This window comes from Rhodovulum iodosum (assembly GCF_041020385.1).
Classification (GTDB): domain Bacteria; phylum Pseudomonadota; class Alphaproteobacteria; order Rhodobacterales; family Rhodobacteraceae; genus Rhodovulum; species Rhodovulum iodosum.
Genome location: NZ_JBEHHI010000001.1, coordinates 628496 through 643358 on the forward strand (window position 1 = coordinate 628496; position 14863 = coordinate 643358).

Genomic DNA, 14863 nt, shown 5'->3' on the forward strand with positions numbered 1-14863 from the left:
CAAGGCTAGGCCGGCGCGGCGCGGCCCACCTTGACGTTGATCAAGGCGCGAGATCGCGCTTGACCCGTCGTCGGGGCAGCCGGACACTTTGCCCATGCCCCGTCGCGCCCCCGGTCTCAGCCAACTCCTGGACGCCACCGAACGGCTGGCCGAGATCCAGGCCCGCCGCCCGGCCATTGCCCGTTTCGAACCCGAAGAGGCGCTCAAGGCCGGGTCCCAGAACGCGCTGTTCCGCGGCCACCTGGAGGGGCGCCCGGCGGTGCTGAAACTTGCCCTCGGCAGGGGGGCCAAGGCGCGCACCCGCGCCGCGCGGGACGAGTTGACCTACCAGTATCCGCGCATGCGCGAGGGGCAGTTCCGCGTGCCCGAGCCTCTGGCCTTTTACCCCGGCGAGGGGGTGGCGATCATGGCGGTCGTTCCTGGCACGCGGCTGGACAAGGCGCTGGCCGGGGCCCCCGCGGCGGGCCGGGCCGCGCTGATCGCCCAGGCCGGTGGATGGCTGGCCCATTACGCCGCCCCGCGCCGGGGCGCGTCGCCGCTCCGCCCCGGTTTCTGGCTGACGCGCAGCCAGCGCCTGATCGACCAGCTTTCGACAGGCAGCGCCGTGCGGCGCACCGCCAGCCAGCTGGAGGCGCGGCTCCGGGCGCTGGCCCCCGCGCTCGACCACCGTCCGGTCGTCAAGGCGCGCAGCCATGGCGATTTCTGCGCCCTCAACCTGCATGTCGACGGTGCGGTGCTGTACGGGCTCGACATCCAGAACAGCCACCGGTTGTCGCTGGCCAAGGACGTGGCGCGTTTTCTGGTCTGCGCAGAAATGACAGCGCCCGCGCCGGACGGCCCCTGGCAGGACGGGCTGGCCACGGCCGATCGCGCCGCGCTGCTGGGCACGCCAGAGTTGGCCGCGGCGATGACGCCCGAGGCGCTATTGCCCTTTTTCATCGGCGTCGAGTTGATCGACCGGCTGGTGAACGAACGCGCCCATCCCGAGTCACGCCCCCAGATCCAGGCCGCGGCCGGGCGCTACCTCGCCGCCCGCTAGACCAACCGCCCGCCGTCGAGATGCACCACGCGGTCCATCCGCGCGGCCAGTTCGGGGTTGTGGGTGGCGATCAGCGCCGAAAGCCCGGTGTCGCGCACCAGCGCCATCAGCATGTCGAATACCGTCCCGGCAGTCGCGGGGTCGAGATTGCCCGTCGGCTCGTCCGCGAGCAACAGGCGCGGCCGGTTGGCCAGCGCCCGGCAAAAGGCCACGCGCTGCTGCTCGCCGCCGGACAGCGCGGCGGGGCGGTGATCGGCGCGGTCGCCAATGCCCACATGGGCAAGCAAATCCTGCGCCCGGGCCAGTGCATCGACTTTCGGCGTGCCGGCGGCCAGTTGCGGCAGCGCGACGTTTTCAACGGCGGAGAACTCGGGCAGCAGGTGGTGAAACTGGTAGACGAAACCAATCTCGGCGCGCCGCGCGGCGGTGCGCCGCCGGTCGGACTGGCGCGTCATCTCGTGCCCGGCGATGCGCACCGTGCCCGCATCGGGTGTGTCGAGCAGCCCCGCGATGTGCAAGAGCGTGGACTTGCCCGCGCCCGAGGGCGCGACCAGCGCCACGACCTCGCCCGGCGCAAGGCTGAGTGCGGCACCTTTCAGCACCTCCACCGCGCCCGGCTTGCCGCGGTTGTAGGTCTTCTCGATCGCGTCGAGCACCAGCACCGGCTCACTCATAGCGCAGCGCCTCGACCGGGTTCATCCGCGCCGCGCGCCGCGCGGGGAAAAGCGTGATGACAAAGCTCAGCCCCAGAGACAGCGCGACCGCGGCGGCCACGTCGACCGTTTGCAGCTTGGCCGGCAGCGCGTAGATGCCCCTGATCGAGGGGTCCCACACGCCCCCGCCCGAGACGTAGTTCACGAACGAAAAGATCGGGTCGATATAGACCGCGAAGAGACAGCCCAGAGCCACGCCCAGCACCGTGCCCAGCGTGCCCACAGAGGCGCCGCAGATGAAAAAGACGCGCATCACCGAGCCCTCGCTCAGCCCCATCGTGCGCAGGATGCCGATGTCGCGGCCCTTGTTCTTGACCAGCATGATCAGCCCGGAAACGATGTTCATCGTGGCGATCAGCACAAGGATCGACAGGATGACGAACATCACGTTGTCCTCGATGTCGAGCGCGCGCAGGAACGACCCCGAGGCGTCGCGCCAGGTCCACAAGAGCGTCAGCTCGCCCCCGGCGTCGAACAGCGCGGGCTTGAGGGCGTCCACCCGTTCGGGGTCTCTTACCATCACTTCCAGTTCGTCCGCCGCGCCCTCGCGGTCGAAAAAGCTCTGCGCCTCTGAAAACGGCATGTAGATGCGGGTGCGGTCGATGTCGTAGCGTCCGGCGGTGAAGATATAGGCCACCTCGTAGGCGTTCACCCGCACGGAGGTGCCGAAGGCGGTTTTCACACCGTCGGGCGAGATAAGCCTGACCTTGTCGCCCACGCGCACCCCCAATTCGCGCGCCACGCCCGAGCCGATGGCGAGGCCGGGGCCGAACCCGTCGATGTCGCCGCGCGCCTCTTCGGGGTCGGCCACGCGCGGGATGGTCAAAAGATCGTCCTTGGCGATGCCGTAGATCTCGACCCCTGCGTTGCGCCCGTTCGCCGAGGCCATCACCTGTCCGCGCACCAGCGGCGCCACCCGCGTGACGCCGGGCACGGTGCGGATGCGGTCGGCCATCTCGGCGTAATCGGCAATCGCCCGCGTCGTGACGCCGGCATCGGTCACGTAGACCGAGGAATAGGCCGTGACATGGGCATTGGCCCCTAGGATCGTATCGACGAACTCGGCGCGGAACCCCGCCCGCACCGAAAGCGTGGCGATCAGCGCGAAGACCGCCAGCGTGATACCGATCAGGCTGATCCAGGTCATCACGCTCACGCCCCCCTCGGCGCGGCGCGCGCGCAGGTAGCGCCAGGCGATCATCCATTCGAAACCGGCGAAAGGAACGGTGCGGTTGGCCAAGGGGCGTGTCCTGTCAGTCATGGGCGCGGCGGACCTTGGGGGCGCCGGCGGGCGGCGTCAAGCGGTTCCCGGGCCGGGCGGCACGTCAATGCCGGGGATGTGCAGACGGCGTGGACGGCGGCACCCCGCCCGGCCCCCGGCTGCGTGCCCGGCCGCCGCAGCGGCAGGCATGTCGCGCCGTGCCTGCCCGAAAACCGGGCAATCGCAGGCCGGGGACCGACGCCGCCGTTACCCGGATTGACCAGGCCGGCTGGTCGGGCTGACACTTCGGGCGCGACGCAGACGGGCGGCGCCACTGCCCGCGGTGCCGATGTAACCCGCAGGACGACAACGGACCATGACCGCCGAAGAGACCTATGACTGGCTGCTAAGCGGCCCTGCCCCTGCGGGCACCGCGCCCGCCGACCGCCACGCGGCCGCATCTATTCTGGCGCTGGCGATGGCCGAGGCATGGGCGGACGGAGGATCGGCCGGCGCGCGTTGCGGACTGGGCCGCGCTGGTCTCGACGCGCTGGCCGCTGCGATTTTTCCGGCGCGGCGGGCCGATCTCGCAGCGCAGCCCTTGGGCCCCGCAGCCGACGAATACGCAGACGAGCAAACCGCGCTGCGCGAGCTTCTCAGCCTGAACGCCAGCCCCGACAGCCGTCTCGCCCCGCTTTTCGCCGCGATGGTCGCGCGGCGCGCGATGGAGCCCGACCATCTGTGGCAGGACCTCGGGCTGCGCAACCGCGACGAGCTTTCGTCCCTGCTCGACCGGCATTTCGCGCCGCTCGCCCGGCAGAATACCGAAGGCATGAAGTGGAAGCGGTTCTTCTACCGCAAGCTCTGCGAGGCCGAGGGGTTCGTGCTGTGCACCGCGCCCAGTTGCGCGGCCTGCACCGATGTCGAGATGTGCTTCGGCGAGGAGACGGGCGAGGCCCGCCTTGCCCGCACCGAGCGCCGTCCCCGCGCCGCGTCGTAAAGGCGACGCGGGCGTTGCCCGGTCAAAGCCATATCTGAAAGCTGCGGTTTGCGATGTCCGTGGCCGGTCTGAAATCGAGGGACGCCACCGGCGCGAGGTACCACGTTGACCTGGGTATCGTGCCTTTCAGGCGCGGCGAAAGCTTCGGTGGTGACCCAAATCGCAAACGCTGTGGACACGGTCCACCCGGGATCACCGCACCTCACGCGGGAACGGGCACTCGCCCCGCAACTGGCTGACGCCCTCCACGATCTGGCGCCGCTTGCCCCCAAGCTTGAGGTCGACCTCGTCGGCCCCATGCTCGCCGTCCTTGAATAGCCAACGCGCCTTGCGATCGGCTGCATCGGGACCGCTGAGCGACAGGATTTCTTGCAGGTGCCTTTCCAGGTCGAGATACATCTGCGGATCGAGTTGAGCGACCAGATAGCCCAGACCCGCAGGGTTCCACACGTTCTGCTTGACCGGCGGGTTGTCTGTGAATCGCGGGATCGCCCTGGCGAACTTGTCCTCGAAGAAATACCCCTCGAACACCGTTCGGGCGAGGCTCTCGATCTGCCCGGCTTCCCAGCCCGTATCGACGAAATCGCAATCATGCGCCGTGGACAGGATCGCCATGCCGAGAATGGGCTTGAGCGCGAAGACGTGATAGCCCTGCGCCTTGCTTCCGCGCATCAACTCTCTCGGCAGGAACCCGTCCCGCTCTGGGCGCGGGTCTTCGGTGATCTGATCGATTGCGCTTTCGAAGATCGCCTCGCTGGCCCGAAACAGCGTTCCGTCCCCGGTCAGGATCGCGGTCGGAAGCATGGCATAGCCGTTCCAGTACTGGATGTTGGTGTGGTCGAGCCCCTGCCGGCGCCGGTCGCCGATATAGTCGAGCGTCCCGTAAGAGAGCGTCGAGAACCAGTCGAGGATGACCTCGTTCTTGTCGCTGGTGGCGCCAACCGGCATGCGGGCGGCGCGCGCGCGGGTGCCGCGGCTTTTCAGGTAGGCGGCCGACAGGGAGCCCAAGGTCCAACTGCGCTCGGACCGCGCCTGGTTGCGCGAGCCATTCTCGCCGATCACCTCCATGCCATCGTGCTTGGCCCAGGTGTAGAGCATGTTCGCAGCACAAAGCGCCGCGCGCGCATCGGGATCGCCGCCAGCGGCATCGGTGGCCGCGACGACCTCTTCCAGATACCTGTCGAGATACCCGCTGGAAAGCTCGTTCAGGCGGACCTTTCGGCAGTCGAACACGTCGCCGCGCTGCCCGCTGCCACTGAGGTAGACAGGGTAGGTCGAAAGCGTTTTCCGAGGCGCGACCACGCCCGTGTCACAGCCCGTTACCGCAATCCGGTCGCGGTCGATCGTCCGGGCGATCAGCGCCTTTTCCCCCTTTGCGAAACAGGCGTTTCGCTCGCTGGCGGTCGGCGCCACCCCTTTGGGCAACGACGTCGCCGAAAAGGCTGGGGGTTCGGCAATGGCCGGCACGGCCGCACAGAACGACAAGGCGAAGCAAAGAACACGAAGCGAGATGCGCATGTCCAAGAGGCCCTTTCGCTGCTGCAGCCTGGCGTCAACCTAGCGCGCATCGTGCAGGGCGCAAACTTGCGCCGTGCGGCGAGGCACCGGATTTCCCGGTCCAGCGAATTCGCTGCGCATCCAAAAGGCAGAGCCGGACGCGCCGCGCAGGTTATCCGCGGCGGGCGCCTGCCCCCTCACAGCCAGGTGTGAGAGCTCCGGTGGGCCATGGGTTCCCAATGCTGCACGTTGGCCGCCTTGAGGTGGGGGTCGTAGATCTGGGCCACCCGGTCGATGGCGGCCTCGGGGCTCAGTTCCTCGCTTTCGCCGGTGCGGCGCGAGGTCAGCTCGACCACCCCGTTCTTCAGGCCCCGCGGGCCCACGGTGAGGCGCCAGGGCAGGCCGATCAGGTCCATCGTGGCGAATTTCGCCCCCGCCCGCTCCGCGCGGTCATCGTAAAGCGGATCGAGGCCGCGATCGCAGAGCGCCTGGTACAGCTTTGCGCAGGCCCCGTCGGCCTCTCCGTCGCCCTGCTTGAGGTTGACGATGCCGCAATGGAAGGGCGTGACTCCCTCGGGCCAGATGATGCCGGCCTCGTCATGGCTGGCCTCGATGATCGCGCCCAGCAGGCGCGACACGCCGATGCCGTGGCTGCCCATGTGGACCGGCACCCGCTGGCCGTCGGCGGTGTTGACCATCGCACCCATCGGCTCGGAATACTTGGTGCCGAAATAGAAGATCTGGCCGACCTCGATGCCCCGGCTCGTGCGCCGGCGTTCTTCGGGCACCTCGGCAAAGCGGTGCGGGTCGTGGGTCTCGTCGGTGCGGGCATAGGGCGTGGTCCATTCCCGCACGATCTCGGCGCAGGCGTCGCGGTCGTCGAAATCGACGTCGCGGCTGCCCAGTTTCAGATCGGTGATCGCGCTGTCGTAAAACACCTCGGACTCGCCCGTTTCCGCCAGCACGAGAAACTCGTGCGTGTCCTCGCCGCCGATCGGCCCCGAGTCGGCGCGCATCGGGATCGCCTGCAGCCCCATGCGTTCGTAGGTGCGCAGGTAGCTGACCATGTGCCGGTTATAGGCGTGGATCGCACTGTCGTAATCGAGATCGAAGTTGTAGCCGTCCTTCATGTAGAACTCGCGGCCCCGCATCACCCCGAAGCGCGGGCGGATCTCGTCGCGGAACTTCCACTGGATGTGGTAGAGCGTCAGCGGCAGGTCCTTGTAGCTGGACACATGGGTGCGGAAGATGTCGGTGATCATCTCCTCGTTGGTGGGCCCATACAGCATGTCGCGGTCGTGCCGGTCGCGGATGCGCAGCATTTCCGGCCCGTAGGCGTTGTAGCGGCCCGATTCCTGCCAGAGGTCGGCGGGCTGGATCGTCGGCATCAGCATCGGAATATGGCCCGCGCGGATCTGTTCCTCGTGGACGATCTGCTCGATCTTCTTGAGCACCCGAAAGCCCAGCGGCAGCCAGGAATAGATGCCGGCCGAGGCCTGCTTTATCATGCCCGCGCGCAGCATGAGCCGGTGGCTGGCGATCTGCGCTTCGGCGGGGGTTTCCTTGAGAACGGGCAGAAAATAGCGGGACAGGCGCATGGGTCCTCGGCCTCTCGGTTTCGCGTCTGGCCCCATCTAGGCCATAAGGCGCGGCCAGACAAGCGCCGCGGCTGGGCCTTGCAACGGCGCCGGGCTTGGGCGATGACAGCAAGGACAAAAAGGGGGCCGCCATGGCGCTGCCGGTTCGGAAACAACTGAAATACTGGGGCATCGCGGCCGCGATCTTCTTTGCGCTTCTGTGGTTTCTGGGCGACGTGATCGTGCCCTTCCTGATCGGCGCGGCTATCGCCTATTTCCTCGATCCCGTGGCCGACCGGCTGGAGCGCTTGGGCACCAGCCGCACGCTGGCGACCGTAATCATCATGTTCTCGCTGGTGCTGTTCGGTACGGCGCTGGTCCTGCTGATCGTGCCACTGGTGGCGGAACAGGGCACCCAGCTGGTGCGCACCGCGCCGGCGATGTTCACCCAGCTCACGACCTGGCTGACCGAGCGTTACCCCGACCTGATGAACTCCGAGTCGGTGCTGCGCAAATCGCTGCAAAGCATCAGCGAGGCGGTGCAGGCGCGCGGCGGCGAGTTGCTGAACAGCGCCCTGACCTCGGCGATGAGCGTAATCAACGTGCTGCTGTTGCTGTTCATCGTGCCGGTGGTCACCTTTTACCTGCTGCTCGACTGGGACTTGATCGTCGCCGAGATCGACAAGATGTTGCCGCGCGACCATGCCCCGGTGGTGCGCCGTCTGGCGCGCGAGATCGACACCGCGCTGGCCTCTTTCGTACGCGGCCAGGGGTCGGTCTGCCTGATCATGGCGGTGTTTTACGGCATCACGCTAATGGCGGTGGGCCTGCAATTCGGGCTGGTCGTCGGCATCCTGTCGGGGCTGTTGGCCTTTATCCCCTTTGTCAGCTCGATCCTGGGCGGTGTGGTTGCCATCGGTCTGGCCGTCTTCCAGTTCTGGGGCGAGTGGCTGATGATCGCGCTGGTGGCCGTCGTTTATGTCGGCGGTCAGATGCTGGAGGGCAATTTCCTCACGCCCAAGCTGGTGGGCTCGTCGGTGGGATTGCACCCTGTCTGGGTCATCTTCGCGCTGTCGGCCTTCGGCGCGGTGTTCGGTTTTGCCGGCCTTCTGGTCGCGGTGCCGGTGGCCGCGGCGCTGGGGGTGCTGGCGCGCTTCGGCATCGCGCAGTATCTCGACAGCCGGCTCTATCGCGGCCTCGCCGAACGGCGCGATGGCGAGCCCGGCGGCGAGTGAACATGGCCCGCCAACTGACCTTCGACCTGCCGGTGCGCCCGGCGCGGGGGCGCGAGGCATTCTTTGTCACGCCCGCCAACCAAACCGCGCTGGCCCAGGTCGAGGATTGGCGCGACTGGCCGCAGGGAAAGCTCGTGCTGGTCGGCCCCGAGGGCAGCGGCAAGACCCATCTGACCCATGTCTGGGCGGCGCAAAGCGGGGCGCGTGTCGTCGCGGCCGGCGCGCTGGCCGGCACCGGCCTGCCCGAACTGGCCGCCGAGGGCGCGGTCGCTGTCGAGGATGCCGACCGCGCGGCGGGCGATGCCGCGGCCGAGCGCGCGCTTTTCCACCTGCACAACCTGCTTTTGGCCGAGGGCGGCGCGCTTTTGGTGACGGCGCGGCACGCGCCGCGCGACTGGCCGCTGACGCTGCCCGATCTGAAAAGCCGGATGGAGGCCACCGCCACCGCCCATCTTCAGGGCCCCGACGATGCGTTGCTGGCGGCGCTGCTGGTCAAGCTCTTCGCCGACCGCCAGCTTGCCGTCGATCCGGGGCTCGTGGCCTATCTGGTCGACCGGATGGACCGCTCTTTCGCCGCCGCGCAGGCGCTGGTAGAGGCTCTTGACCACGAGGCGCTGGCCACCGGCCGCAAGCCGGGTATCCGTCTGGCGGCCGAGGTGCTGGACAAGGCCCAGGGCCCGGCCCCATAACGTCACCCAATTGTCACAGAGCATACGCATAAGCCCCCCATGACCGAAGCCAATTTCCTGACCGCCACGCTGCCCGAGCCGGTGGAGATCCCCGAGACCCACCGCACCGGCCCCAAGCGGTTCTTCAACCGCGAACTCAGTTGGCTGGGCTTCAACTGGCGCGTTCTCGACGAGGCCAGAAACCCACGCGTCCCCCTGCTGGAACGGCTGCGCTTCGTGTCGATCTCGGCCACCAATCTCGATGAATTCTACACGGTACGCGTCGCGGGCCTGCGCGAACTTGCGAAAGAGGGCAACACAACGCCCGCCGCCGACGGCCTGACCCCGGCCGAGCAACTGGTGCTGATCGACAAGGACGCGCGCAAGCTGCTGCAATCGCAGCAGACCGCCTGGAACCAGCTCAAGCGCGAGATGGAGGACGAGGGTATCCATATCCTCACGCGGTCCAAGCTGGCCGCCGAGGACAAGGCCGAAATGAAGCACTATTTCCTGCACAAGGTCTTCCCGGTGCTCTCGCCGCTGGCAATCGACCCGGCGCACCCGTTCCCGTTCATCCCCAACACGGGCTTCTGCCTCGCGCTTCAGCTTGAACGCGATTCCGACCGCCGGCCGCTGCAGGCGCTCTTGCCGATCCCCGCGCAGATCGACCGGTTCATTCCGCTGCCCTCGAAGGAGGGCGCGCACCGCTTCCTGCCGCTGGAGGAATTGCTTCTGATCCATCTCGGCTCGCTCTTTCCGGGCTATACCGCCGTGGGAAGCTGCACCTTCCGGGTGCTGCGCGACAGCGATCTGGAACTCGAGGAAGAGGCCGAAGACCTGGTGCGCGAGTTCGAGACCGCGCTCAAGCGCCGCCGCCGCGGCGAGGTGGTGCGCATGAAACTGTCGGCCGGCGCGCCCGAAGAGCTGCGCAGCGTGATCATGCGCGAGCTGCAAATCGGCGAGGAAGAGGTCATCGAAGTGCGCGGCCTGATCGGCGTGGCCGACCTCAAGGAACTGGTCGTCGATGACCGCCGCGACCTGCTGTGGCCCTCGTTCACGCCGCGCGTCCCCGAGCGCGTACAGGACCACGAGGGCGACATGTTCTCGGCGATCCGCCAGAAAGACATGCTGCTGCATCACCCCTACGAGACGTTCGACATGGTGGTGCGCTTTCTGCAGCAGGCCGCGCGCGACCCCAACGTTCTGGCGATCAAGCAGACGCTCTACCGCACCTCGAAAGACAGCCCCATCGTCAGCGCGCTGTGCGAGGCCGCCGAGGACGGCAAGTCGGTCACGGCGCTGGTCGAGCTGAAGGCCCGTTTCGACGAGGCCGCCAACATCCAGCAATCGCGCCGGCTGGAGCGTTCCGGCGCGCACGTGATCTATGGTTTCATCAACTACAAGACACACGCCAAGATCAGCGCCGTGGTCCGGCGCGAGGGCGACCAACTGGTGACCTATACCCATTACGGCACGGGCAACTATCACCCGATCACGGCGAAGATATACACCGACCTCAGCCTCTTTACCTGTAATCCGGCGCTGGGCCGCGACGCGACGAAGGTGTTCAACTACGTCGGCGGCTATGCCGAGCCGGAAGAGATGGAAAACCTCTCGATCTCGCCGATCACGCTGAAGCCCACGCTCTTGAAGCGCATCGCCGAAGAGGCCGAGCACGCCAAGGCCGGCCGCCCGGCCGAGATTTGGGCCAAGATGAACTCGCTGATCGAGCCCGACGTGATCGATGCGCTCTACGCCGCCAGCCAGGCCGGGGTAAAGATCAGCCTGGTGGTGCGCGGCATCTGCGGGCTGCGCCCCGGCATCAAGGACCTGAGCGAGAACATCCGGGTGAAATCCATCGTCGGCCGGTTTCTCGAACATTCGCGCATCGCCTGTTTCGGCAACGGCCAGGGCCTGCCGTCGAGGTCCGCGCGGGTCTATATCTCGTCGGCCGACTGGATGGGGCGCAACCTCAACCGGCGGGTCGAGACGCTGGTGGAGATTACCAACGACACCGTCAAGGCGCAGATCGTCGACCAGATCATGGCCGCGAACATGGCCGACGAGACGCGAAGCTGGGTGATGCAGCCCGATGGCAGATTCGACCGTTTCCCTTTTGCCGAGGATGCGTTCAACTGCCACGACTTCTTCATGAAATATCCCTCGCTCTCGGGCCGCGGCACCGCCGGCGCGGCGGATGTGCCGAAACTGGCGACGCCGAAAGATTGACGCCGCCCGGTCGGGTTTGGCACTGTCGTACAAGGCTTTGGGGAGCTTAGGCATGGATGGCATCTCGGATCAGCCCTCGGACGACTGGGGGCCATTCGGACGGCCTTTGTTCAACGACCCCGAGGCGCGGGCGCTCAGCCGCGTCGGCGTCGTCGATATAGGCTCGAACTCGGTGCGCCTTGTCGTGTTCGACGGCGCCGCCCGCAGCCCCGCCTATTTCTTCAACGAAAAGGTCATGTGCGGCCTCGGCGCCGGGATGAGCGAAACCGGGCGCCTGTCGCCCGACGGGCGCCGCCGGGCGCTGTCCGCGCTGAAACGATTTGCCCTTCTGGCCGAGGGGATGGACGCCACGCCGCTGACCGCGGTGGCCACCGCAGCGATGCGCGAAGCCGAGGACGGCCCCGAGTTTCAGGAGATCATCGAGCGCGAGACCGGGCTCAAGCTCTGGGTCGTCGACGGCACCGAAGAGGCGCGCCTGTCGGCGCAGGGCGTGCTGCTGGGCTGGCCCGAGGCCGAGGGGATCGTGTCGGATATCGGCGGCTCGTCGATGGAACTGGCCGAGCTCAAGGCCGGTAGCGTGGGAAAATGCGCGACCTCTCCGCTGGGCCCCCTGAAGCTGCGCGACATCGCCAAGGATAAAAAGGCGCTCGCCGGTTATATCTCCGATCACATCGACCGGCTGGCCACCGACATGGGCACCGATCATGAACGGCTTTACCTGGTCGGCGGCTCGTGGCGGGCGATCGCCAAGCTCGACATGGCCCGGCGCGACTATCCCATGAAGGTGCTGCACGAGTACCGGATGACGCGCAAATCGCTGACCGCGACGCTGAAATGGATCGCCGAGAACGACCCGGACGAGCTGCGCTCGATGACCGGCACCTCGTCGGACCGGATGTCGCTGGTGCCGCTCGCCTCGGAGGTGCTGCGACAGCTGGTTTCCACGTTCAAACCCAGCGAGATCGCGATTTCCAGCTACGGCATCCGCGAGGGGCTGCTTTACGAGCATATGCCCCAATCGCTGCGCGAGACCGACCCGATGATCGAGGCGTGCCGCTTCGCCGAGGTCAGCAGCGCCCGCATCCCGGGCTTTGGCCGGCGGCTCTACAGCTTCGTCAAGCCGCTCTTCGAGGGCGCCGACCCCGAGCGGCGGCGCCTCGTCAAGGCCGCCTGCCTCCTGCACGACACCGCCTGGCGCGCCCATCCCGATTACCGGCACGAGGTCTGCTTCGACAACGCCACCCGTGCCAACCTGGGCGGGCTCGACCATCCGGGCCGCGTGTTCTTGGGTCTCGCCCTCTTGCACCGCTACAAGAACAACCGCTCGGGCAGCCGGTTCGAACCGCTGTTCGAGCTGTTGAGCGAAGAAGAGATCACCGCGGCCGAGGTGCTGGGCAAGGCCATGCGCTTTGGCTCGATGTTCGAGTCGCAAGCCCCCGACCGCGCGGCCGAGCTGCGCTATTCGGCCAAGAAGAACAAGCTGGACCTCATCCTCGCCCACGGGGCAGCGCCGCTTTTTGGCGAGGTCGCAGAATCACGCTTTGCGTCGCTGGCGAAATCGCTGGGGGTGGAGACCGAGGTAAAAACGGCGGACGGTTGAGCCGCGTTCAAATCTCGATCTCGCCCTGGGGGGCCTCTTCGGGCACCAGCGGGGTCTTGCGGCGGATGATGATGTCGCCGTTGGGCAGCATCTCGGGCATGTGGTAGGCGTCGAAATCCTCGATAAGCCCCAGCAACTCGCGCAGTGCCGGCTCCATGTTCTCGGCGAGTTCGCGCAGGGCGGGCTCCATCTCGTCGCCCAACCCCTCGAAGAACTGGCGCATGCCGCGCTCCAACAGCTCAAGCCCTTCGCGCATGTCGTCCCTCGGCGCCGGTGTCTCCTGCGCGGCGGCCGGGCCGAGCGATACGAAAGCGGCAAGCGTGAGGGCGGCAGGCAGTCTCATGTCATGGAATATAGGCGAGTACACCCAGCAGGAGAAGCCTCAGAGATCAAGATCGAGCGTCACCGGGAAATGGTCCGACGCCGTCAGCAGCGCGTCGCGCAGTTCGGGCACGCGGTAAAGCGCCGGGTCGTCGAACGGGTGCCAGATGCGCCAGCGCCGCGCGCGGGCGCGCAGGTCGGGCGAGACCATGATGTAGTCCAGCAGCGCCGAGAGATAGCGCCCCTCGCTGGCAATAAAGAACCGCGCGGTGATGGGCTGTGCGGCCAGACGTCCCTGCAATGCCTGCCTGGCATGGGGGTCGAAGAGGCGCAGACCGGGCCGCTCTTCGTTGCCGAGCACGATCTCGACCCCGGAGCGGCCGAAAAGCTTTTCGTATTCGTCGAGGCCCGGACCGTCGTTGAAATCGCCGAGCACCACCAGCGGGTCGCCGGCGCTCAGATGTCCCACCACCCGCTGGCGCAGCCAGATGCATTGGGCCAGTTGCTTGCGCCGGTTCTCTATCGAGAGGCGCGTCACCTCTTCGGGTGTGCGCGCGCCATGCGGAGCCTTCGATTTGGCATGAACCCCGATCATGCGGAACGCGGTGCCGCTGGCGGTCTCTACCGCCAGTTCCAGCGGCGGCTTTGAAAACCGGATCAGCTCGGGCTCGGCGTCGACATCCACATCCCGGCGAAACACCCCGTCGAACCGCGGCGCATCGGCCGACCCCTTCTTGCCGGTGGGCGCGCCTTGCGGATCGTGGCGTACCGACAGGGTGTCGGGGTCGTAAAGCAGCGCGATTTCCTGCTGGGTGTCGTTTTCGAACCCGGTGATCGCGCGGCACGCCCGCAGATCCATCGCCGCGGCGAACCCTTCCAGCGCGGGCACCGTGGCGCGGCGCCCGTTATGGTCGGGCGCCTCGATGATCATCACCGCGTCGGCATCCATCGCGGTGAACACGATGCCCAGCGCCGCGATCTGGTCGGCGCGGCGCACGTCGTGCCGCCCCGACCAGGCCTGATCGTCCAGCAAGCGCCCGTCATCGTCGAAAAGCTGATCGAACCACTCCACGTTGTAGGTGGCGATCCTCATGCGCCGCGCTCCTGCCGGATCGTCTCCCATGCCCTGTTGATGGCGACCAGCCGCCGCTCGGCAAGCTTGACCGCCTCTTGCGGCACACCGCGCGCGAGCATCCGGTCGGGATGGGCCTCGCGCACCTCGTTGCGCCAGACCCGGCGGATCGTTTGCAGGTCGTCGTCGGGCTCGACGCCCAGCACCGCGTAGGGGTCCGGCACGGCATCGGGCACGAACCGCGCGCGCAGGGTGCGGAACTGACGGTCGCTCATGCCAAATATCTCGGCCACCCGCGTCAGAAACGCGTCTTCGTGGGGGTGATAGGCCCCATCCGCCACGGCGATGAAGAACAGCCCCTCCATCAGGTCGCACAGCGTGTCGGCCCCCTCGTCGAACATCCGCCGTATTCGCGTCGCGTAATCCTCGAACCCGGCCACGTCCTGCCGGGCAAGGTCGAAGACGCGCGCCGCGTTGGCCTCTTCGCCCGGCGGGATGGTGAACACCTCGCGGAACGCCGTCACCTCGTCGCGGGTCACCCGCCCGTCGGCCTTGGCCATCTTCGCCCCCAGCGCGATCACCGCGATGGTGAAGGCCACGCTGCGCTCTGGCGGGGTGCGCAACCGGTCGAAGACGCGCGACAACGCCTCGCCCTGTGACAGGGCGGCCAGGGCCGTGGCGATGCGTGTCCAGATCGACATGGGCGCGAGC

13 protein-coding genes are annotated in these 14863 nt (G+C 67.4%); 6 read left to right on the forward strand and 7 right to left on the reverse strand.

Features of this window, described 5'->3' with window-relative positions; translation table 11 throughout:
- The first annotated feature begins 94 nt into the window (after positions 1 to 94).
- Positions 95 to 1039: a phosphotransferase gene (locus tag Ga0609869_RS03070; protein WP_125407899.1), complete on the forward strand. Its 945-nt coding sequence runs from the start codon at positions 95 to 97 to the stop codon at positions 1037 to 1039.
- Here Ga0609869_RS03070 and Ga0609869_RS03075 read toward each other — a convergent pair.
- Both Ga0609869_RS03075 and Ga0609869_RS03080 read right to left on the reverse strand, forming a co-directional pair.
- Positions 1036 to 1713 (reverse strand): ABC transporter ATP-binding protein, encoded by a 678-nt coding sequence (locus Ga0609869_RS03075; protein ID WP_125407897.1) that lies wholly within the window; start codon positions 1711 to 1713, stop codon positions 1036 to 1038. The two genes, Ga0609869_RS03070 and Ga0609869_RS03075, sit on opposite strands and share 4 nt — an antisense overlap.
- Entirely contained in the window at positions 1706 to 3013 is a 1308-nt protein-coding gene (locus Ga0609869_RS03080) for a lipoprotein-releasing ABC transporter permease subunit (protein WP_438826859.1), read from the reverse strand. The genes Ga0609869_RS03075 and Ga0609869_RS03080 overlap by 8 nt, the downstream gene beginning before the upstream one ends.
- 316 nt (positions 3014 to 3329) lie before the next feature.
- Between Ga0609869_RS03080 and Ga0609869_RS03085 the strand changes: the two genes are divergently transcribed.
- Positions 3330 to 3953, forward strand: a complete 624-nt coding sequence (locus tag Ga0609869_RS03085; RefSeq protein WP_125407895.1) for a nitrogen fixation protein NifQ — start codon at positions 3330 to 3332, stop codon at positions 3951 to 3953.
- A gap of 192 nt (positions 3954 to 4145) precedes the next feature.
- Here Ga0609869_RS03085 and Ga0609869_RS03090 read toward each other — a convergent pair whose 3' ends face one another.
- Together Ga0609869_RS03090 and proS are read right to left on the reverse strand one after the other, a co-directional pair.
- The gene (locus Ga0609869_RS03090; RefSeq protein WP_369022832.1) at positions 4146 to 5366 is read right to left on the reverse strand and encodes an alginate lyase family protein; all 1221 of its coding nucleotides are present in this window, start codon (positions 5364 to 5366) and stop codon (positions 4146 to 4148) included.
- Between the two features lie 281 nt (positions 5367 to 5647).
- Positions 5648 to 7048, reverse strand: a complete 1401-nt coding sequence (gene proS, locus Ga0609869_RS03095; protein WP_125407891.1) for a proline--tRNA ligase — start codon at positions 7046 to 7048, stop codon at positions 5648 to 5650.
- A 131-nt stretch (positions 7049 to 7179) separates the two neighbouring features.
- Here proS and Ga0609869_RS03100 point away from each other — a divergent pair, with 131 nt between their 5' ends.
- Genes Ga0609869_RS03100 through Ga0609869_RS03115 form a run of 4 tightly spaced genes read left to right on the forward strand, consistent with a single transcriptional unit; the run spans position 7180 to position 12759 of the window.
- Positions 7180 to 8262 carry an AI-2E family transporter gene (locus Ga0609869_RS03100; protein WP_125407889.1) on the forward strand — a complete coding sequence of 361 codons (1083 nt, stop codon included), beginning with the start codon at positions 7180 to 7182 and terminating at the stop codon, positions 8260 to 8262.
- 2 nt (positions 8263 to 8264) lie between these two features.
- Positions 8265 to 8951 (forward strand): P-loop NTPase family protein, encoded by a 687-nt coding sequence (locus Ga0609869_RS03105; RefSeq protein WP_125407887.1) that lies wholly within the window; start codon positions 8265 to 8267, stop codon positions 8949 to 8951.
- Between the two features lie 39 nt (positions 8952 to 8990).
- On the forward strand, positions 8991 to 11159 hold the full coding sequence (locus Ga0609869_RS03110; RefSeq protein WP_125407885.1) for an RNA degradosome polyphosphate kinase: 2169 nt from the start codon (positions 8991 to 8993) through the stop codon (positions 11157 to 11159).
- A gap of 52 nt (positions 11160 to 11211) precedes the next feature.
- Entirely contained in the window at positions 11212 to 12759 is a 1548-nt protein-coding gene (locus Ga0609869_RS03115) for a Ppx/GppA family phosphatase (protein WP_125407883.1), read from the forward strand.
- A 7-nt stretch (positions 12760 to 12766) separates the two neighbouring features.
- Here Ga0609869_RS03115 and Ga0609869_RS03120 read toward each other — a convergent pair whose 3' ends face one another.
- Genes Ga0609869_RS03120 through Ga0609869_RS03130 form a run of 3 tightly spaced genes read right to left on the reverse strand, consistent with a single transcriptional unit; the run spans position 12767 to position 14853 of the window.
- Positions 12767 to 13102 carry a hypothetical protein gene (locus Ga0609869_RS03120; RefSeq protein ID WP_125407881.1) on the reverse strand — a complete coding sequence of 112 codons (336 nt, stop codon included), beginning with the start codon at positions 13100 to 13102 and terminating at the stop codon, positions 12767 to 12769.
- A 39-nt stretch (positions 13103 to 13141) separates the two neighbouring features.
- Positions 13142 to 14173, reverse strand: coding sequence for an endonuclease/exonuclease/phosphatase family protein (locus Ga0609869_RS03125; protein WP_125407879.1), 1032 nt, complete (start codon positions 14171 to 14173; stop codon positions 13142 to 13144).
- Positions 14170 to 14853: a molecular chaperone DjiA gene (locus tag Ga0609869_RS03130; protein WP_125407877.1), complete on the reverse strand. Its 684-nt coding sequence runs from the start codon at positions 14851 to 14853 to the stop codon at positions 14170 to 14172. Before Ga0609869_RS03130 ends, Ga0609869_RS03125 begins: the two co-directional genes overlap by 4 nt.
- Positions 14854 to 14863 lie beyond the last annotated feature (10 nt).

Bases quoted from the DNA above. Each gene is read 5' to 3' on its own strand.
- Ga0609869_RS03130 (WP_125407877.1), bottom strand. From the start codon at position 14,853: ATGTCGATCTGGACACGCATCGCCACGGCCCTGGCCGCCCTGTCACAG.
- Ga0609869_RS03110 (WP_125407885.1), top strand. From the start codon at position 8,991: ATGACCGAAGCCAATTTCCTGACCGCCACGCTGCCCGAGCCGGTGGAG.
- Ga0609869_RS03100 (WP_125407889.1), top strand. From the start codon at position 7,180: ATGGCGCTGCCGGTTCGGAAACAACTGAAATACTGGGGCATCGCGGCC.
- Ga0609869_RS03070 (WP_125407899.1), top strand. From the start codon at position 95: ATGCCCCGTCGCGCCCCCGGTCTCAGCCAACTCCTGGACGCCACCGAA.
- Ga0609869_RS03075 (WP_125407897.1), bottom strand. From the start codon at position 1,713: ATGAGTGAGCCGGTGCTGGTGCTCGACGCGATCGAGAAGACCTACAAC.
- proS (WP_125407891.1), bottom strand. From the start codon at position 7,048: ATGCGCCTGTCCCGCTATTTTCTGCCCGTTCTCAAGGAAACCCCCGCC.
- Ga0609869_RS03105 (WP_125407887.1), top strand. From the start codon at position 8,265: ATGGCCCGCCAACTGACCTTCGACCTGCCGGTGCGCCCGGCGCGGGGG.
- Ga0609869_RS03120 (WP_125407881.1), bottom strand. From the start codon at position 13,102: ATGAGACTGCCTGCCGCCCTCACGCTTGCCGCTTTCGTATCGCTCGGC.
- Ga0609869_RS03085 (WP_125407895.1), top strand. From the start codon at position 3,330: ATGACCGCCGAAGAGACCTATGACTGGCTGCTAAGCGGCCCTGCCCCT.
- Ga0609869_RS03115 (WP_125407883.1), top strand. From the start codon at position 11,212: ATGGATGGCATCTCGGATCAGCCCTCGGACGACTGGGGGCCATTCGGA.
- Ga0609869_RS03125 (WP_125407879.1), bottom strand. From the start codon at position 14,173: ATGAGGATCGCCACCTACAACGTGGAGTGGTTCGATCAGCTTTTCGAC.
- Ga0609869_RS03080 (WP_438826859.1), bottom strand. From the start codon at position 3,013: ATGACTGACAGGACACGCCCCTTGGCCAACCGCACCGTTCCTTTCGCC.